Annotated in this window: 19 protein-coding genes and 1 pseudogene; 3 read left to right on the top strand and 17 right to left on the bottom strand. The window is 51.0% G+C overall.

Annotated elements, in window-relative coordinates; all coding sequences use genetic code 11:
* Positions 1–233: 233 nt before the first annotated feature.
* The 6 genes from infC to dgcN all read right to left on the bottom strand — a co-directional run bounded on the left by infC (position 234) and on the right by dgcN (position 6,051).
* Positions 234–770 (bottom strand): translation initiation factor IF-3, encoded by a 537-nt coding sequence (gene infC, locus Q397_RS0118805; protein WP_028880726.1) that lies wholly within the window; start codon positions 768–770, stop codon positions 234–236.
* 65 nt (positions 771–835) lie between these two features.
* Positions 836–2,752, bottom strand: coding sequence for a threonine--tRNA ligase (gene thrS, locus Q397_RS0118800; RefSeq protein WP_028880725.1), 1,917 nt, complete (start codon positions 2,750–2,752; stop codon positions 836–838).
* Positions 2,753–2,835: 83 nt separating this feature from the next.
* Entirely contained in the window at positions 2,836–3,036 is a 201-nt protein-coding gene (locus Q397_RS0118795; protein ID WP_028880724.1) for a hypothetical protein, read from the bottom strand.
* Between the two features lie 156 nt (positions 3,037–3,192).
* Positions 3,193–4,044, bottom strand: coding sequence for a D-amino-acid transaminase (locus Q397_RS0118790; protein ID WP_028880723.1), 852 nt, complete (start codon positions 4,042–4,044; stop codon positions 3,193–3,195).
* A gap of 28 nt (positions 4,045–4,072) precedes the next feature.
* Entirely contained in the window at positions 4,073–5,056 is a 984-nt protein-coding gene (gene dgcA, locus Q397_RS0118785) for an N-acetyl-D-Glu racemase DgcA (RefSeq protein WP_205618866.1), read from the bottom strand.
* Positions 5,053–6,051: an N-acetyltransferase DgcN gene (gene dgcN, locus Q397_RS0118780; RefSeq protein WP_028880721.1), complete on the bottom strand. Its 999-nt coding sequence runs from the start codon at positions 6,049–6,051 to the stop codon at positions 5,053–5,055. The genes dgcA and dgcN overlap by 4 nt, the downstream gene beginning before the upstream one ends.
* Before the next feature lie 114 nt (positions 6,052–6,165).
* Here dgcN and Q397_RS0118775 point away from each other — a divergent pair, with 114 nt between their 5' ends.
* On the top strand, positions 6,166–6,645 hold the full coding sequence (locus Q397_RS0118775; RefSeq protein WP_028880720.1) for an Lrp/AsnC family transcriptional regulator: 480 nt from the start codon (positions 6,166–6,168) through the stop codon (positions 6,643–6,645).
* A 63-nt stretch (positions 6,646–6,708) separates the two neighbouring features.
* On the opposite strand, the gene folE is transcribed toward Q397_RS0118775, so the two are convergent.
* Together folE and serA are read right to left on the bottom strand one after the other, a co-directional pair.
* A complete protein-coding gene (gene folE, locus Q397_RS0118770; protein WP_028880719.1) occupies positions 6,709–7,338 on the bottom strand; it encodes a GTP cyclohydrolase I FolE in 630 nt (209 codons plus the stop codon).
* 132 nt (positions 7,339–7,470) lie between these two features.
* On the bottom strand, positions 7,471–8,706 hold the full coding sequence (serA, locus tag Q397_RS0118765) for a phosphoglycerate dehydrogenase (protein ID WP_028880718.1): 1,236 nt from the start codon (positions 8,704–8,706) through the stop codon (positions 7,471–7,473).
* Positions 8,707–8,955: 249 nt separating this feature from the next.
* Between serA and Q397_RS0118760 the strand changes: the two genes are divergently transcribed.
* A complete protein-coding gene (locus tag Q397_RS0118760; RefSeq protein WP_028880717.1) occupies positions 8,956–10,035 on the top strand; it encodes a DUF2336 domain-containing protein in 1,080 nt (359 codons plus the stop codon).
* A gap of 11 nt (positions 10,036–10,046) precedes the next feature.
* Here the strand turns inward: Q397_RS0118760 and Q397_RS0118755 are convergent, their stop codons facing one another.
* The 8 genes from Q397_RS0118755 to Q397_RS0118720 all read right to left on the bottom strand — a co-directional run bounded on the left by Q397_RS0118755 (position 10,047) and on the right by Q397_RS0118720 (position 17,907).
* Positions 10,047–10,841, bottom strand: coding sequence for a protein phosphatase CheZ (locus tag Q397_RS0118755; protein WP_028880716.1), 795 nt, complete (start codon positions 10,839–10,841; stop codon positions 10,047–10,049).
* 209 nt (positions 10,842–11,050) lie between these two features.
* Positions 11,051–11,320, bottom strand: coding sequence for an amphi-Trp domain-containing protein (locus tag Q397_RS0118750; protein ID WP_028880715.1), 270 nt, complete (start codon positions 11,318–11,320; stop codon positions 11,051–11,053).
* Entirely contained in the window at positions 11,317–12,684 is a 1,368-nt protein-coding gene (locus tag Q397_RS23400; RefSeq protein WP_051610348.1) for a metallophosphoesterase, read from the bottom strand. Before Q397_RS23400 ends, Q397_RS0118750 begins: the two co-directional genes overlap by 4 nt.
* A 2-nt stretch (positions 12,685–12,686) precedes the next feature.
* Positions 12,687–13,379, bottom strand: coding sequence for a histidine phosphatase family protein (locus Q397_RS0118740; RefSeq protein WP_028880714.1), 693 nt, complete (start codon positions 13,377–13,379; stop codon positions 12,687–12,689).
* A complete protein-coding gene (locus tag Q397_RS24510) occupies positions 13,379–14,329 on the bottom strand; it encodes a histidine phosphatase family protein (RefSeq protein ID WP_028880713.1) in 951 nt (316 codons plus the stop codon). The genes Q397_RS0118740 and Q397_RS24510 overlap by 1 nt, the downstream gene beginning before the upstream one ends.
* The gene (locus Q397_RS0118730) at positions 14,323–15,399 is read right to left on the bottom strand and encodes an HprK-related kinase B (protein WP_038014817.1); all 1,077 of its coding nucleotides are present in this window, start codon (positions 15,397–15,399) and stop codon (positions 14,323–14,325) included. The genes Q397_RS24510 and Q397_RS0118730 overlap by 7 nt, the downstream gene beginning before the upstream one ends.
* Positions 15,396–16,280, bottom strand: a complete 885-nt coding sequence (locus Q397_RS0118725; protein WP_028880711.1) for a GAK system ATP-grasp enzyme — start codon at positions 16,278–16,280, stop codon at positions 15,396–15,398. Before Q397_RS0118725 ends, Q397_RS0118730 begins: the two co-directional genes overlap by 4 nt.
* 1 nt (position 16,281) lies before the next feature.
* The gene (locus Q397_RS0118720; RefSeq protein ID WP_028880710.1) at positions 16,282–17,907 is read right to left on the bottom strand and encodes a phosphotransferase; all 1,626 of its coding nucleotides are present in this window, start codon (positions 17,905–17,907) and stop codon (positions 16,282–16,284) included.
* 94 nt (positions 17,908–18,001) lie between these two features.
* Here Q397_RS0118720 and Q397_RS0118715 point away from each other — a divergent pair, with 94 nt between their 5' ends.
* Positions 18,002–19,195, top strand: a complete 1,194-nt coding sequence (locus Q397_RS0118715) for a GAK system CofD-like protein (RefSeq protein WP_028880709.1) — start codon at positions 18,002–18,004, stop codon at positions 19,193–19,195.
* 81 nt (positions 19,196–19,276) lie between these two features.
* On the opposite strand, the pseudogene Q397_RS23390 reads toward Q397_RS0118715, so the two are convergent.
* Positions 19,277–19,694, bottom strand: a pseudogene (locus Q397_RS23390) (IS3 family transposase); the annotation flags it as partial.

Below are 19,694 nucleotides of genomic sequence, written 5' to 3'. Positions count from 1 at the left end.
GGCGCCACCTTGTCGTGAATGAAACTGAAATCAATATGCGCATCAATTTTGCGCAAAAGATGGTTGGACGGAACCAGACTATCCAGACTGACCATCTCAAGTTCCGTTTGTTGAGGACCGCGTTTTTTAAGCATTCCTCATTGAATCACAAAGGCCCCGCCTAGGCGAGACCTTTGTCAGCAGTCTGAAGCGGCATCTAATCCAGATGCCGCTTTTTTTAAAATCTTGCGTTCTTATTTAACGCCGGTTGGAAGGGGACCGAGGATCATGATCATCTGACGGCCTTCCATTTTTGGCTGGTGCTCAACTTTGGCGAATTCTTTTGTATCCTCTTTCACCCGTTTCAGAACCTCCATGCCGAGGTCCTGGTGTGCCATTTCACGGCCACGGTAACGTAGAGTCACTTTCACTTTATCGCCATGTTCCAGGAATTTAAAGACGTTGCGCATTTTAACGTCATAATCGTGCTGATCGATGCCCGGACGCATCTTGATCTCTTTAACCTGCACGACTTTTTGCTTTTTCTTCGCTTCGGCCTTGCGTTTTTGGGCTTCGTACTTGTACTTCCCGCTATCGAGAATTTTACATACCGGTGGCTCAGCATTCGGCGAGACTTCGATCAGGTCGATCCCCGCTTTCTGTGCTCTTTTCAGTGCCTCATCAATTGAGACAACACCAACCATTTCCCCATTTTCATCTACGAGCCGAACTTGCGGTACGCGGATTTCTTTATTGACGCGTGGACCCTCTTGGGTCGGTTGCGCCTTCATCGGACGACGAGCTATTGAAATTCTCCTATGTCTTGCCTACGTCAAAATGCACTTAGCGCGAGCCCTTAATTTCCTTGAGGGCTCGCAGCTTCAGCTACTAGTTTATCGACGACGTCAGCAAGTGCAAGAATTTCTTGCGTTTTTCCACCCAAACGACGCATTGCGACCGTCCGATTTTCAACTTCTTTGCCGCCAACAACCAAAATTACAGGCACTTTCGCATGAGAATGTTCCCGAATTTTGTAATTAATACTCTCGTTTCTGAAGTCTGTATCACAGGCAAGGCCTTGTTTTTTCAGAACATCACAAACTTCTTGTGCATAGTCGTTATGATCACTGGTGATTGAAGCGACGACAACTTGCTGCGGTGCCAGCCATAACGGGAAGAGACCTGCAAAGTTTTCGATCAAAATACCGATGAAACGCTCGAAGGAACCGAGAATCGCACGGTGCAACATCACCGGACGGTGTTTCTGACCGTCTTCCCCGATGTAATCTGCATCCAGACGTTCCGGCAAAACGAAATCAACCTGAAGGGTTCCACACTGCCAATCACGACCGATGGCATCGCGCAGAACGAATTCCAGCTTCGGACCATAGAACGCACCTTCACCCGGGTTCAATGTCCATTCCAGACCCGCAGCCTCGGTTGCTTCTTTCAACGCGCTTTCCGCCTTGTCCCACGTCTCGTCAGACCCGGCACGCACGTCCGGACGATCCGAGAACTTCACCTTCACCTCTTCAAAGCCGAAATCTTTATAAACCGATTTCAACAGATCACAGAAAGTTTTGGTTTCAGAAATAATCTGATCCGGGCTACAGAAGATATGCGCATCATCCTGCGTAAAGGAACGCACACGCATCAAGCCATGCAACGCGCCGCTGGGCTCGTTACGGAAACAGGAGCCAAACTCCGCCATACGCAAGGGCAGGTCACGATAAGACTTCAGACCTTGGTTAAAGATCTGCACGTGACACGGACAGTTCATCGGCTTGATCGCCAGAACCTTATCTTCCGCCCCTGTGATGAACATATTCTCGCGGAACTTTTCCCAGTGACCGGAATCTTCCCACAGTTTGCGATCCACCATCTGCGGCGTATTTACTTCAACGTAATTCGCGGCTTCCAGACGGGTGCGCATGTAGTTTTGAACGGTGCGATAAATTTTCCAACCATTCGGATGCCAGAAAATAGAGCCAACCGCTTCTTCCTGGAAGTGGAACAGGCCCATTTCCTTACCGAGTTTACGGTGGTCGCGCTTTTCCGCCTCTTCCAACATATGCAGATATTGGCGCAGCGCCTTTTTGTCGGTCCAAGCTGTCCCGTAAATCCGCTGCAACATCTCGTTGTTGGAATCACCGCGCCAGTAGGCACCGGCAACCTTCATCAATTTAAAGGCTTTGCCCAGCTTGCCTGTTGAGGGCAAGTGCGGGCCACGACACATATCAAACCAGTCGCCCTGACGGTAGACGGTGACATCTTCGTTTGCCGGAATAGACTCGATAATTTCCGCTTTATAGTGCTCGCCCATTTCTTTGAACTTGGCGATCAGCTCGTTACGGTCCCAGACTTCGCGTTCGATCGGGAGATCACGATCGACGATCTCTTCCATCCGCTGCTCGATCTTTTCCAGATCGTCCGGTGAAAACGGCTTTTCCGTTGCAAAGTCGTAGTAGTACCCGTTTTCAATCGCCGGGCCAATGGTGACCTGAACGTTTTCAAACAGTTCCTGTACGGCCTGAGCCATCACGTGGGCGGCATCGTGGCGCAAGAGTTCAAGGGCGTCGTCATCCTTGGCCGTGACGATGGACATGGTCGTGTCTTCGGTCATTTCCCAAGACAGGTCTTTCATTTCCCCATCAACACGGATGGCCAATGCCGCTTTGGCAAGGCCGGGTCCAATATCAGCTGCCACTTGGGCACCAGTCACTGGACCATCAAATTCACGGACGGAACCGTCCGGCAAGGTAATCGCGACCATTGATCTCGCACTCACTCGTTATAGAAAACATTAAGAGGGGCAAATTAGCGAGATTGCACGAACTGTCAAGCCTCGTCGCGCGATTATCGTTTATTTAAACTCTCAGAAATTTTAGACAAGTTGGATTCCAGCGTCTTTGTATTCGCCATTTCCTCGTCGTCGCTATATTGACGTTCATAAACCAAAACACCAAGATAGCCGAACAGCACGAGACTAATGACTGCCAAAACGCTGACCATCTTGATCTCGTCTTTCTTCGACAAGTCATAATAGTGGTCACTCACAGTCTTTCTCCATCACACTATCTAAAAGTATTAATACTTTCGCATTTTTAGCGATTTTTAACTGTGACGCCCATCACACCCTCTACAGGCAGATAAAAGAAAAGGCCCTGCAGTCACAACCACAGGGCCTTTCAATAAACGTGTAAGCTCAGAGCCTTAGGCAGACAAAGACAGCTCGATATACTTATCACGTAACTTTTTAGTGACCTCCCCAGGCTTACCTGAAGCGATGATGTTTTCATCAATGGAAATCACCGGCATCGCAAAGGAAGAAGCCGACGTCGTGAAAGCTTCTTTCGCCGCATAGGCTTCCGCAGGGGTGAACGGACGCTCTTCAACGACCATGCCCAACTCTTGCGCAATCGCCAAAATGGACCGACGCGTGATGCCGTGCAGGATGCTGTTGCTCAACTGTCGCGTCACGATTTTATCGTCCGCGGTCACGATATAGGCGTTGTTTGACGTGCCTTCAGTGACAAACCCGTCATCATCCAGCAGCCACGCATCCTGTGCGCCTTTAGCTTTGGCTTCCATCTTCGCCATACACGGGTACAACAGACCGACCGTTTTAATGTCACGACGTGCCCAGCGCAGGTCCGGCAAGGTAATCACCGCCACGCCTTTTTCAGCCACCGGATCGGTCAACAGGTTCTTTTTCTGCGTAAACATCACCAAGGACGGTTTAGCGTCTTTGGGGTAAGCAAAATCACGATCTGCCGCACCACGAGTGACTTGCAGATAGACCAGACCTTCGTCAACACCATTGTCCGCAACCAGCTTTTCCATCGCGCCCAACAGCTCTTCATCACTACAAGGGGCCGCTATATCCAGCTCATTCAAGGATCGATGCAGGCGCGTCACGTGCCCTTCAGTTTCCAACAACTTGCCTTGCAGGACAGAACAGACTTCATAAACCCCGTCTGCAAACAAAAAGCCACGATCAAAAACCGAGATTTTGGCATCTTCTTCCGGCACATAGGCGCCATTTACATATACAGTGCGGCTCATCGCGCATTTCCTTCCCTAAAACCGGACCCTAGCCCCACAAACGGGCATCCGGTGCGGACATCATTCCATTGTTAAACTCGATAGCTGGATCATAGTCTTTTGCCAATAACAAAGGACCGTCCAGATCAACAACCTTGGCCCCTTGAGCAACCACCATTGCCGGTGCCATCGCCAAAGACGGGGCAAGCATACAGCCGACCATAATCTGCAAGCCGGCTTTTTCGGCAGCGTCTTTCAACAACAACGCTTCGGTCAAGCCGCCGGTTTTATCCAGCTTGATATTGATCATATCGTACTTGCCTTCGATATCCGCCAAAGACGACAGACCGTGGCAAGACTCATCCGCACAGACCGGAACGGGACGTTCCATGGTGCGAAGTGCTTCATCTTCCCCCGCAGGCAAAGGCTGTTCGATCATCTCCACGCCGAGCTCAACCAGTTTTGGCGCAAGCTTGGCATAAATCTCAGCCGTCCAGCCTTCATTCGCATCCACGATGATCCGCGCATTGGGGGAGCCTTCACGCACAGCCGCTACACGGTCCAGATCATCCGGTCCGGCCAGCTTTAGCTTTAACAGCGGCAAATGCGCCACGTCACGGGCCTTTTTCCCCATATTTTCCGGGGTATCCAGCGACAGGGTATAGGCTGTTTGCAGCGGTGCCAAGGTGGTCAGGCCCGCTAGTTCCCACGCGCGTTTACCCGCTTTTTTGGCTTCCAGATCCCAGAAGGCACAATCCAGCGCGTTACGCGCCGCCCCAGCGGGCATACGATCCTGCAAGCCCTGGCGGTCCAAGCCCGCTTCGATCTCATCCTTCAGGGACAAAATCTGATCGGTGACAGACGTAATGCTCTCGTCATAGCGGGCATAAGGGACGCATTCACCGCGCCCCGTTACACCGTCTTCACTTAATTCAACAACCACCACATCCGCAGACGTTTTCGTCCCGCGTGAAATGGTAAAGCTGCCTGCGATGGGCCATGACGCGTTTGAAACAGTTAGTTTCACGCTCATGAAAGCACATCCACAATGCGGGCAACACCGTTACGAACCGGATCAACACACGGCAGACCAAATTTCGCTTCGGTTTCTTTCATATATTTATCCGCTTCCTCTTCGCTCAGATGCGAGGTGTTGATGCTGATGGCAACAAATTTCGCGTCTTTATTGGTCAACTGGGCCATGTGCAAAGCCAGTTCCATCACATCTTCCATAGCAGGGACCGGAAAGTCCGGCAGGCCGCGCATGTGCGTACGTGTCGGTTCGTGACACAGGACCAACGCATCCGCTTGCGCCCCGTGGATCAATCCGGTTGTCACCCCGGCGAATGACGCGTGGTAAACAGAGCCTTGACCTTCGATCAAATCCCAGTGATCCGCATCATTGTTGGGGGAAATGGTTTCAACGGAACCAGAGATAAAGTCAGCCGCAACCGCATCGATGGACACACCGGAGCCTGTAATCAGGATACCTGTTTGACCCGTTGCGCGGAAATCCGCTTTCATGCCGCGCGCGCGCATTTCTTTTTCAATAGCAAGGGCTGTGTACATCTTACCGCAGGAACAATCTGTCCCCACTGGCAACAGGCGTTTACCTGTGCGTTTGACACCGCTTGCCACCGGATAAACTTCTGTCGGGTGGCGCACATCAAACAGTTTGCGACCCAGCTTGTCCGCTGTCTCTTTCAAGACAGGCACGTCCGCCAGCTTGTTGTGCAGACCGGCCGCCAGATCAAGGCCCGCTTCCAGCGCTTCTGTCAGCACTTCAACCCATGCATCGGAAATCACGCCGCCACGGTTTGCCACACCAATCACCAGTGTTTTGGCACCGGCCTTGACGGCTTCGTCAATCGTCATATCCGTCAAGCCAAGGTCTGCTTTACAGCCTTCGAGACGGATTTGGGCCAACGCATTTTCAGGGCGCCAGTCCTTGATACCTTGTGCAACTTTTGCAGCCAACGGGTCGGCAGCATCGCCGAGAAACAGTAGATAAGGGCGTTTGATTTCCATGGGTTAATCCTTAATCAAATGAAACTCACTTACAATTAGTTTGCCAGATTGCAAAAAGTAATGTACCCAATCTTGGCCCGAAATTGGGTTTTTTGCATCAAATAAGGTGTTGATATGGGCAATTTACCCACAGAATTGGACAAAACCGACCGGCTTTTGTTAAATCTTTTGCAAAAGAATAATCGGCTCTCCGCAGAAACCCTCGCTGATCGGGTTGGGTCTTCCCGATCTTCCGTCCAGCGCCGCATCAAACGCCTGCGCAAAGAAGGCGTGATCGAAGCCGACCTCTCTGTCCTGTCGTCAAAGATTCTCAACAACCGCGTCCAGGCGATTGTGGATGTAAAACTGGAAAGTGTGCGCGGCGAACTGCTCGACAAGTTCCGGCAATCCATGCTGGAGCTCGACGTGGTCCAGCAATGTTATTATGTGACGGGAGAAGTGGATTTTATCGTGATCCTGTGTCTCGACAACATGCAGGAATATGACCAGATCACCCGCAAATACTTTGCCGATGCACCCAACATCCGGCGCTATCACTCCAGCATCGTATCCGATCGGGTGAAAGTGAACTTGAACGTTCCCTTAAAAGTCTAAAGACATAAAAAAACGGCCCCTGTCACTGCAAGGGCCGTTTTTTATTCAGACGACATCACCGACTTAGTAAGGTGACACCGATTGACCGCTGGCCGGATTGCCGATCATGGTCAAAAATTCTTTACGTGTCGCCAGATTATCACGGAACGCCCCGAGCATACGCGAGGTCACCATGGTCACGCCCGGCTTGTACACACCACGTGTTGTCATACATTGGTGCTGGGCTTCAATCACCACGGCAACACCGTGGGGGTCCAAAACTTCCTGAATGACGTTAGCGACTTGCGCCGTCATCTTTTCCTGAATTTGCAGACGTTTGGCGTAGACTTCAACAATACGTGCCAGCTTGGAAATCCCGACAACGCGCTTTTTCGGCATATAGGCCACATGCGCTTTGCCCAGGATCGGCACCATATGGTGTTCGCAGTGGGATTCAAAACGGATGTCGCGCAGCAACACCATTTCGTCATAACCGTCTGTTTCTTCGAAAGTGCGGGTCAGAATTTCGTCCGGGTCTTGGCCATAGCCCTGAAAAAACTCTTCATAGGAACGTACGACACGATCCGGTGTCCCCAAGAGGCCTTCGCGGGTATGGTCATCGCCCGCCCAGCGAATCAGCGTTCTAACCGCTTCTTCGGCTTCTTCCCGGCTGGGGCGACCGCCCACTATATCTAAATTCGGTTTCGTGCTCACGAGACATTCCTTTCAAGTCTGGACATTCACTGTGATCTTATACGTATGTACGGGATCACTGGATTGCCATACCCGAGTAGAGAAATCAACTATTTCGAACGCTCGTGAGCAAAAAACCGTCAACCTGCCTGATTAACGCAGGAAACGCAGGCGAATTGTACCCGGAATTGACGTCAAGGCGCGGCGGATGCCTTGGCCTTCTGCAATATCCGCGTCCACATCAACAACCACATAGCCAAATTCCCCGTCCGTTTGCAGGAACTGGCCTGTAATGTTGAACCCATGATCGCTCATGATCTCGGCGATGCGGGCCATGACACCCGGCTTGTTTTCATGGATATGCATAAAGCGCGTGCCTGTGCCTTTGGTCGGCAAAGACACTTCCATAAAGTTAACCGCCCCCAATGTGGAGCCATCGTCGGAATATTTAACCAACTTCTCTGCCACTTCGGTGCCGATGTTAGCTTGGGCTTCTTGTGTAGACCCACCGATGTGCGGTGTCAGGATCACGTTTGGCAAGCCACGCAGTTCAGAAACAAATTCATCATCCGCACCTTTTGGCTCAACCGGGAAGACGTCAATCGCCGCACCCGCCAGATGACCGGACTTCAAAGCATCGGCCAGCGCCGGGATATCCACAACCTTACCACGGGCCGCGTTGATCAAATGAGCGCCTTTTTTCATCTCGCCCAATTCGCGGGCCGTGATCATGTTTTGTGTTTCGGCTGTATCCGGTACGTGCAGGCTGACCACGTCAGACATCTGCAACAACTGATCAAGGCTTTCACACGGTGTCGCGTTACCCAACGGCAGTTTGTTGATCACATCATAATAAACAACGTTGAAGCCAAGCGCTTCCGCCAGAATGGACAACTGGCTGCCGATATGACCATAACCGATGATCCCCAACGTCTTGCCGCGTACCTCATACGAGCCCGCAGCCGACTTCATCCAACCGCCCGAATGACAACTTGCCGATTTTTCCAGAATGCCACGCATCAACATGATGGCCTCCCCCAAAACCAGTTCCGCCACAGAACGGGTATTTGAGTAAGGCGCATTAAAGACAGGCACACCCTGGGCAAGGGCTGCGCGCAAATCAACCTGATTGGTCCCGATGCAGAAACAACCGATGGAGAACAGTTTCTCCGCCGACTCCAGAACTTCCTGTGTCAACTGTGTGCGCGAACGAATACCGACAATATGCGCATCCTTGATTTTTTCTTTGAGTGTTTCTTCATCAAGGGCTTTTTTGTGGAATTCGATGTTTTTGTAACCGGCCTGTTCCAAAACGCGTACGGCGTTCTCGTGGACACCTTCCAACAACAGGATACGGATTTTATCTTTAGACAAAGACAAGTTGCTCACAGGAAATCTCCTTAGTTTTTAGTGGCGGAATATGCCCAAGGCTTTTAAGTGATCTGGGGCGCGAAAACAACTTATTTTACGGGTTTTCGCCGACTTTTAACAAAGATGTGATCGCATATATTTTCTGTCGAAATCAGCTATAAGAAGTGACTAAGATCACTGGCATTCCCTTAGATTGATTCTAGACTCGCAAATTGGAGAAAAATTACCTATACTATAGTTTAATAAATCGCAGGGAAGATCAACTAAATGTCGGAAGTTACTCAGAAAGATGCCATAGCGCTCTACAAAAACGACTCGCCTGATCAACGTGCTGTTCTTGCGCTTAAGCTGGGGCATGATATCAACAGCGGCACCTTGTCAGAAACCGAACTGGCATTGGCCATAGCGATCTGCGAACAACTCTCAGAAGATATCCATGTTGCCGTCCGTCAGAGTCTGGCGCAAACCCTTCGAAAATCCACAGATATCCCCAAAGAACTGGCACTCAAACTCGCTCAGGACGTGCTAGAAGTCAGCCTGCCGATGATAAAGTTTAGCGAGTTGTTAGCCGACAAGGATCTCATTTCGTTGGTGCGCAGCGGAGACAAAGACCGCCAGCTTGCCATCACCCAGCGCAAAACACTCAGTCCGGTCGTGTCCCACACCTTGGTTGAAGAAGGCGACGAAGACGTGGTCGAGTCGCTTTTGCACAATGACGGGGCGGATATCGAGGATGAAACACTGGAAGCCGTCTTGGACCGTTTTCAAAACAGTCCGGCAATCCATACCGGCATGGCACAGCGCCACAAGCTCCCAAAGCATGTGGTCGAACGCATGGTTGACCTTGTCAGCGACCAGATCAAGGCGGAACTGCTGGTGCGCCACCCGCTCAGTGAAATCCTGTTGGAAAAAATGATGCTGGAATCGCGCGAAGATGCCGTGCGCCGCATCCTGTCTGCCCCCCACTCCAAACGAGATGCAGCCCTTTTGGTCAAAAAACTGTCCAACAGCGGCAAGCTCAGTGCGGAATTAATCTTTCGCGCCCTTGAAATCGGGGACCGCGCCTTCTTTGAACATGCCTTGGCTGAACGGGTCGGCATTGACCTAAACTCAACCCTTTTGCTGATCAAAGACCCCGGTGAACGGGGGTTCGCGGCCCTTTACCGCAAAGCCGGTCTGCCGCAAAAAGATTTTCAGTCGATCAACTATCTGGTTGATGCAGAATATCGCAGCAAACGTCACACGCCAATTACCAGCTCTAAAGACACTTTCGCACCTGACGAGGCCGAGCCCGAAAGCTGGCTGACAGCTACCAAAAACACCAAGTCTAAATGGCGCTTGTTTTAAGATCAGGTCAGTTAGCCAAACAGCTTGTCGATATCATCCTGCGAGGCTTGCCCACCGGCGGGAAACTCACTCTTTTCTTTCGGCTTCTCTTCCTTCGGCGGCGCTTTTTGCGGATTGTCAAACATACTGTCGATCGCGTCTTGTGACACACTGGCAGAAGAGGCGACCTTTACCTCTGGTGCTGCGGGACTATCAAACATGCTGTCAATCGCATCCTGCGAAACTTGCTGATTGCTTTTTGACGGTGCCGTCACATCCCCGAACAAGGCATCGATGTCATCTTGAGAGACCGCTTCATTCATGGTTTGCGGACCATGCATGGCGATATCGCCGTCCTTCATGCCAATCACATCTTCAATGGTTTCATCGGCATTCATCGGCATGGCTTCCAGACCTTTTGGTCCGACGATTTGGACCAGACTGTCCAACGTGCCTTCCAGACGATTCATGATCCGGACGATTTTGGAAATCCGCTGCCCTGTCAAATCATGGAAGGAGCAGGATTCAAAAATCTTGTTGGTACTGTCCATAATTGCGTGACAGGATTTTTGCGCTTCGGGGTACTTCACATTCGCGCTCAGGTCGTCCACTACGGTCAGGATCGTCTCTGCAGACTCCATAATCGTGTTTGTTGCTTCTTCCGTTGTCTCGCAAATCGTGTTCAATTGCTCCGCAACAGTGTTGAAGTGATCAACCGAGGATTTAGGGTGTTTGATGGCAGCCAACTCTTGCTTAATCTTTGTGATGTAAGAAACAAGATGGTGGATTTGTTCCGCCAGTACGTCCATTTGATCGTGATCGGACATTCAACACTCCTTAAGATGCCGGGCCGACATCGGCACCAGCTATATTCAATTACCGCCCCATCTTACTCGCAACACGCCCCCACTGCCAAGCCTTGCGATTATATTTTTTGTACGCAAGACAGCACGAAACAGATCAGCGGTGCTGACCTATATCCCATATGATGATAAAGGCGCAACATTACAACCATCTGGGAAAATAATGGGGCACATTACTTCTCGTTGATTTTTAAACTTTTCTTTTTCGGCAGACTGTTTTCCTCCCGCCAGGAAATACGCACTGTAATGTTGCTGCGTTCATCATCCTGATTGGCACTGACTTTAAGATGCAACAGACCATCCGGTTCCAGCACCATATTGCCGTCTTCATCTTCCAGCACAACTTTGCCCTTGGCGATCCCGTTGGTCAGCGCCTTCAACAACCCTTTGATGGAGTCTGTGCTTTGCAGCGATTCATGTCTAAATCTGGACGATTGTTTCATCGTTTACGTCTTTCTGTTGGGGCCACACGTAAGGCCTTTAACGTGGCCAGCGGTTCAAATACTTTGATAAACGGATAATCACTGGACACCCCAAGGATCATCCCTTTGGGGTCAAGGATCGTCACCGACGCCCCGCGTCCCCGCACCTTTTCTTTCTCGCGGGTATGACGGTCCAGACTGGTATCACATTCAAAATTAATGACACCTCGGCGCATGGCAATACGTTGTCCATTATGTAAATTGCGATGCCCATGAATAAGGGCACTAATGCCTGCCCGCCGCACATAGCGCGCGCCTTTTTGGCTAAAAGGATGGTCCACAGTGCGATATTTTGTGCGCACAGTGTTACACATGGACCCATAGTAAAACTCAAACGGGCTGGCCTTCAACGCGGCCCGAAACGCGCGGTTCATTTCTTTCGCGCCGCCTTCGCTGATATATTTCGCCATTTGATTATCCAGTCCGGCATGGACAAACAAAAACGACCCCGTGCGATAGACCAACCGCATGCGGTTGAAGAACCAGTAAAACTCGCCCTTTGGCTCCCAGAACAGCTCTTTAAACGTCTGTACTACGGCATAGACCTGTCGCAAACTAAGCCCCGCGGCTTCGCATTTCCCTTCAAAGCTTTCGTATTTTTTTCGAATGCGGCTCAGTTCACGTGCGACCTGTGGTTTAGAGATCCGCCCTTCCGCAACATCAGGAAAGCGATCAAACCAATCCGCTGCGGGATAGAGCAAACGGCGACATTCCTTTTTGCTGGGCACGCCTTTCAACGCGTGTCTACCGTCCAAATATTCCGCCACGATTTCTTTTAACAACGGGATGATCTTTTGGCCGGTGCGGATGAAAAAATACTCACTTTCGGTGGTTTGGGCTTTGCCTACGCTTAACATCCCAAACAAAACCCGCACGTCATGATTTCCCGCCAACACCCGCACACGGGCGCCCTGTTTTTTAAGATGCTGGATCGTGCGCAAGACACCAAGGGAACTTGGCCCCTTATCAAAACAGTCGCCACCGATAACAAAGTTGGCCAACCGTCCCTGATCCGTCAAAACAAAATCAGTCGGTGCCGGACCTGTCTTTTTCACCCCCCCACACGCCACCAGGGACGCGGCAAAAGCGTCCGGATCGCCATGCAAGTCTGAAAAAAAATAGTGTCGCCGTTTCGGGAACTGCCATGCTTTGGCCTTGTTCAGCGCACTCAGTGTCTCGATCAGTTTGGCTTTACCACCGTCACAGGCTGCAATGGATTTCACGCCACCGTGGGTCCAGTCTTTTGCCTTTCTAGGCAGGGGCACATCCAGCCACGACTTGCCCTGATATTGTGGCAAAAACCGGCCTGTCTTCAATGTCGACATGACTAATCCGTAAATCCTTCTTTGGGTGTTCTGACTTTCCATTTACCGGCCACGTGACGCCATCTGCCGTTGGGGTTTACTTCAAACACCACAGGGCTTGCGTGGTACATGGACAGTTTCGCGATCTCCTCAAACGCCAACACACCCAAATGATGCGCTGCATGTCGAAAAGCCGCCCCATGCCCGACAAACAGTTTCAGGGTTTTGCGCCCTTCGGCCTTCGGCAGGTTCTCCATCGTATCACGCACGTGCTTTGCCACACGCGCCCCGGCCTCCATCAAGCTTTCCGCCCCGATAAAGGGGAGGCGGTAATAACTGTTGGATTTCCAATTTTGCGGGGGCGCTTCGAAACGAGGATCCATTTCCAAAATTCCCTCAATCGTCGCCACATCCAGATTTGCCGCTACGCCGACCCCGCGTTCTGCCAAACGGTCGAACCCGTTCACCCGTTTGATCCCGTCAAGGTTTTGACGCAAAATATCCGCCGTCTGCCAAGCGCGCAACAAAGACGAACTATCAATGATGGGGTCCAGCTTGTAGCCATGCTTATCGATCAGGCTTTGCAGCACATCTGCGCCTTCTTCGGCTTGTTCCACACCTGCGGGCGTCAAGGCAAACGGTTGGTAGGCACTGGGGGCATCCGTGATTTGGTCATAGTCACCGTGACGGATAAAGGCAGCGTATTGATTAATCATTATGACTTCTTGCTCACATAGTCAGCTAGTCCGGCGATAATCTCGCCCAGATCGGCATTATTGATTAACTGCGCGGCGCTATCCGCCAGCACCCAACGGCGCAGACGGTGGTTTTCTTCCCATTCCTCCGGCTCCAATTCGCGGGTAACTTCCATAGGGTACACGGTGACCTCGCACGTCGCCTCCCACTTGGCATAAGCATATTGCCCTAGCACAGTGTCGTGAACCACCCCTTCCACGCCGGCTTCTTCCAACGCCTCGTTGGCTGCGGACTCCTGCGCGCTCAGGCCCGGATCATGAATGCCTTTCGGCACCACCCAATGTTTGTTTTTGGACGAAGAGATAATCAAGACCTCCACCTCATCATTTTTTAAACGATAGGGCACAACACAGGACTGGGTATAATAATAAGCCGGACGCACCCGTCGTTCTTCCCCCGCCAGATCGGGATAAGGGAACAGCTCCGGCAAGCCTTCCGGCGAGACAAGCTGCACTTTTTTCGACGCCTCAGGACTAAGGTCCACCCAATCCCCCGTAATCTGTAAATGCGCCATGCTCCCCGGTTCCAAGCCACACGGCTCACCGGATAACATACTTGCCAAGGACGACAAGGACGGATTATGCCCGACGATTAACAAACGTTCCGTCTCTGGCGGGCAGGACTGAATAATCCCCAGCACCGTTTGCGGCAAGGCATCAAACAAGCGATCATCAAAGGCGATAGTGCGCGCATTTAGCCCGGCAGTCTTGCAGCATTTCTCCGCCGTGCGTTTGGCCCGCACCGCAGGGGAAGCAATGACGCAATCGGGCTGAAGCTCATTTTCCGCCAGCCAGACCCCCATGCGCTGTGCATTGCGCTTGCCTTTATCTTTTAACTCCCGCCCAAAATCACCATAAGTCGATTTGCTTTTCGCGTGTCCGTGACGCAGGATCAACAGGTCTTTTACCATGGCAACTCCTTTAGGCAAAAACGTGCGGCAGCGTCAAAATCAATCGTGCCGCTGGCTTCATAAATCGGGACATCTTGCAACGCTTCAAGATACGGGACGGGATCAAGGTCGGTGGTATCGGCGAAAAACGATCCGTCCGCATATTGATAAAACGGTCCCGGCGACTTCATAATTGCCTTGTGCAGCAGTTCGGGGCGCGCCGACAGATCAACCCGATCAATGCTCAGGGGCTTTGTGCCCTCGCGCTGCCAATTAAGGATCAAAAACGCCCCCAGCTTGGCGCTTGGCGTGATCTTCTCTTCCCCATAAACATCTTCGACAAACACGTCATATTTTTCTTCCAGATGCCAAAGCTCCTCTATGGACAGCGCCTGTAACTCTGCGGCGCGCTCATCAGACAAGATCGGTCGCAAGGTCTCATTGTTCAGGATCGTCCCCGGATTAATACGCGGCAGCTTGGGGATACCGATGGCCCTTCCATCCTTTAAAAACAGACGATCATTGGTCAGATAGCTTAAACCCTGTTCTTCCAGCATCTTTAACATCAGCGTGGATTTCCCGCCGCCAGAAAAACCAGCCATCCCCAGACAAGCCCCGCCGCGCACAAGACCGGAGGCATGGCAGATCAATGCCCCATCCTGTTGCAGCTTATTCATATACTGCGCATTGATGTAGTTGATGATCTGGTTATCATTTGCCAAAGATGGACCGGAGGCAATCAAATGATCGCGACTTTGCAAAAAGACCATGCCGGTGCGCACCTTTAGAATCAGGCGACCATCTGTCAGATCATAAAAGGCATCCTTGCGACCGGACTTACCGGCCTCGCGCTTCCAATCCACAAAGGGCAGTCCCAGATCGGGCGCAGGTCCCTCAATCGCAATGATCCGGCAATCAGGCTCCCCTGCCCCCAGTGTGTGGGCAAAATAGCGCCCCAACTGTTCCAGCAACTCTTGGGAGTTGGACTGCACCTCAATCTTATAGCCGTCAAGGTCCAGCACAAGGCGACCTTCATTCACCTGCGCGTTCCCGATCAGGACGTCAGCGGCCTGTTGTGCTGTCGTGATCATGCCAGTTCCTCCAAAATATAATCCGCATAAAGGGCCGCGGCATCAATGCCGATCCCTTCCTTCGCGCCTTTAAAGCCCCCAAAGGCGGAGACTTCAAAGACGATCGGGCCGTCCGGCGTGTCTGCGACATCTACCGTGGTAAAATCCATGCCAAACAACCGTTCCGCCTTTGAGGCCAGCTCAATGGTGCTTTGGGGCGGTTCATGCAATGCGTATTTACCGCCGCTATTAATCGTCGTATTCCAGCTTTCGTTTTGGGAAACACGCGCGTAAGTACCAAGATAGCGCCCCCCCAAAAAGACCATCCCGTAATCACGGCCCGGCAAGTCCAGTTTCTGTTGAATATACATCACCGGATTATCCTGTTTAAACGCCTCAATCTCGGCGCGCATGGTGGCGTCATCAAGATCAGCACTGATCACGCACATACCGCGTGCCTTGGTCGAAAACAGCGGCTTAAACACCGCTTCCCCATAGGTCTTCACGATCTCCATGGCGGTGTCGACACTTTCACACACCTGCGTTTTCGGCATGGGGATGTCGCCATTGCGCAATGTCACCGTACAGGACAAACGGTCAATCATACGAATGATCGTTTCCGCTTTGGAAAACACCCGCACGCCCTTCTTTTCAGCAAGGCGCAACAGCTCGATCCGATCCAGCGTGTTCGGGCTATAGACTTGCGATATTTTTTTGACCGCCAAGCCATCTAACTCACACAGGTTGACCCCGCGCGCCCACAGGCTATTGGTCTCTAGGTCCGCGTGAACTTCGGCCATATCCAGCACAAGGCGAAAGCCCGTGCGTTCTTCCAACGCGTCCGCCAAAACCTCGGTTGACCATTTCCCCGGAATACCGATTACTGCAATTTTTTTAGCCATATTACAAAAACAACTCTTCTATAGGTAGTTTAAAGGAGTGTACCTCCTTTTCATTCAATTCGCCAAGGCGTTCCAGAATGTACTTGCCGCGCAAGTACATGGCGTTGGCCAGCTCCGCATCCAGTATAAACCGTGTTGAGGTTATAAAGGACCGCGCCAAACCAAGGGCCAGACGGACTTCAAAAGACGCATCCCCCTGCTTTTCGGCAAACTCACGGGCAAACTCGTACATATGTAGCGCCGCCGCCCTGATGCGTTGACGGGTTTTGCGATCCAGCACCTGTAAACGGTAGTTGGAGATCATAAAGACCGACACATCTTGCGTATAATCCTGATAGCAGGAGCGATGGAGATCAATAAACCGGATCTTCTTGCTATCTGCATCAAAGATAATGTTATCCAGATTAAAATCACCATGGATGTAAACCGAAAAGGGCGGCGCGAGCTTGGCTTCCAGTTTCCCCGCCTTTGTGATCAGCTCCTCCAACGAGGACACATCCGCTTCCCCCACCCGTTTTGCGCAGGTGTTGAAGTCTGAATGGATATCCAGCACCTGAGGTAAGCGCTTTTGCAACTGCCCCATATGATTGGCTGAGATCCCCTTTTTCCGTTTCGTTTCCTTCCAAACCGCTTTTAAGGTTTTGCACAGGTGCTTCAACGCCTTTTCCAGCGTCTCTTCCTCATCTTGCAACAGGATCGTATCAAAGGTTTGACCCGGCAAATGCTCAATCAGTAATGACGCATTTTTCCCTTGCTTGTGGTAGGACAATATCTGTGGGGCCAGACCGGGGAAAATCTCATGCCAGTTCTCCACACTCTCGCGCTCTTCTTTCAGCTTGTCTTTTTTGCCGTCCTTAAAGATGGCGACATACCCATCCTCATCACTGTTCGCATCCGAGATACCGGAAATACCGCTACCCGATTTTGTTTCCGCAATAGGCTCGACCTCGGCCTCAATCAATCCCAAATCGGATAGCGCTGTTTTTAGCGACCGGAAACGATCAATATGCATGGGTTGCCCCAACTGCGCCGACATCACAGATTCAGAGATGCTCAGCAGAACATCACCGATTTCCGCCACCCGTTGGGCAATAAACAACATGGTGACCATATCTTCCGGCTGGTCACTTTTGCGCATCTTCTTGATATTCTTTAAAAAGATATCGTTGTACCGGCGGTCCAGTTTGCGTTCGATCTCGGCGATTTTCAAGGTGGTCTTGGTATCTTCCTCTTCAATCGCGCGCTCAATCAAATCAATCCCGCCCAAAGCTTCTTTCACCAGGGTGGGAATACCGCTTTTTCTCAAGATCTTCCCTTGCTCGACATTGCCGACAAAGCGCACACATTCAAAACAAATGTGGCTAATGCGCTCCAAATCAGACGCAATAGCTTCGGCCGCGCGCAGGGAAAACACATTAATGCTGCCTTTAGGCCCATGACGCAGGGCATGGATACAACCATCATGGATGCGCATTTTTAGATTATAGGTATAGCCCTGTCGATCAAGAATGCGCTGTGCGACTGTGGCGGCCTGCGTTTCCAGCAACACCTGAAAGTTGGCGATTTGGGAATGGGTTTCAGCAAGCAAAAATAAGAGATTATCGCGAACGGCTTTGGGCAGACGCATTGTATAACAGCCACTAATATTTCATAAAAAGTTTATAGATATTCAGGTTTAAGTCCTATACTAGTCATGTTTTATGACAGTTTCATATGGTCAAATGAAAAAAATTACAGTTTCTCGCCCCGTCACTTTCCCCGATGTCCTGCGCATTCGCCGTTATGAACGTGCACCGGAGTTGGGACCGAAAATTCTGTTCTTTTCCGGCGGAACCGCCCTGACCGATATCAGCCGTCTTCTGAAAAAATATACTCATAATTCCATCCATCTGGTGACACCGTTTGATAGTGGCGGTAGTTCTGCCATCTTACGCTCTGCCTTTGATATGCCTGCTGTCGGTGATCTTCGCTCCCGCCTCATGGCCTTGGCCGATGACACCATCAGCGGACAGCCGGAAGTCTTTCAGCTCTTTGCCTATCGTCTGCCGAAAGATCAAAAACGCAAAGAATTGCTTGCCCAGCTTCATGCGATTGCTGCAGGCAAAGACCCTCGCATTAAGGTCATTAAAAACCCCATGCGCAATCTCATCTGTACTCACTTGCAGATGTTTATCGAAGCCATGCCCGATAAATTCGACCTCAAAGGGGCAAGCATCGGCAACCTTTTGATTGCGGCGGGCTATCTCAATAACCGTTGTCAGCTTGATCAGGTAATCTTCATGTTCTCCAAACTGGTGAACGTTCAAGGCCAAGTCGCAACCACCGTCAACGATCGCCTGCACCTTGCCGCCCGTCTGGAAAATGGCAAAACAATCCTCGGGCAACATAACATCACGGGGAAAGAAGTTGGTCCCCTCGACAGCCCCATTGCAGATTTCTACCTGACCCAAAGCTTGGATAAAGATCAACCGACCACCGCCCGCTTGCAAAAGAAAAAGCGCAAGCTGATCAATCAAGCCGACCTGATCTGTTTTCCGCCCGGCAGCTTTTATTCCAGCCTTGCCGCCAATCTTTTACCCAAAGGTGTCGGGGCTGCGATCCGCGATACCGACTGCCCCAAAGTCTATTTCCCCAGCCTTGGCGAAGATCCCGAACGTATCGGTATGTCACTAGACGATACGGTCTTTAAATTACTCGATATTTTACGCAAGGATGCGGGGGAGGACTGTCCGGCAGATAAATTGCTCAACTTCGTCTTTATTGATAGTGAAAACGGATGCGACCTCCTGCCAATGACAAAATCAAAACTGACGAAAGCCGGCATTCATGTCATTGATATCCGCTTAATCACGCCCCAAAGCACCCCTTACTATGAACCGAACCTACTGGTCTCCAGCCTACTGTCCTTGACCTAGATGGTGCGCTTGTGGCGTTGACTGAAGAATAAACGGCTTATACTGGACCCGTTCCCTAAAAGTGGAGAACACCTTCTCCGTTTAGGCGGCCTTCATTTCGAATTGCATTGGACTGATATTTCCTAAATATGAATGTCGGCGTTTCGAATTGTAGAACCTATTAATATATCCAAACAGGGCTTTTTCTGCCTGTTCTCGTGTTTACAATTTCATTCTCCAGATTAATTCAGCTTTCAAAGATTTGAAGAATGTCTCAACAGTGGCATTATCATAACAATTACCTTTGCCTGACATAGAAGCCTTGCAGGCATGTTTTCTGAGAAATTTCTGGTAGTCGTGCGAGTAATATTGACTTCCACGATCTGGATGGAAGATCACGCCTTCAGGCGGTTGACGTAAAGCGATCGCCCGTTGTAGGGCATCAATCACCAGTTTGCGTTTTAAGCGTTTACTTGTCGCCCAGCCAATGACACGGCGGGAATAAAGATCAATCAGCCCG

The organism is Terasakiella pusilla DSM 6293 (assembly GCF_000688235.1).
GTDB classification, from domain to species: Bacteria; Pseudomonadota; Alphaproteobacteria; order Rhodospirillales; family Terasakiellaceae; genus Terasakiella; species Terasakiella pusilla.
Note: the sequence above shows the minus strand (reverse complement) of the source record. Positions and strands in the feature narration are given on the sequence as shown.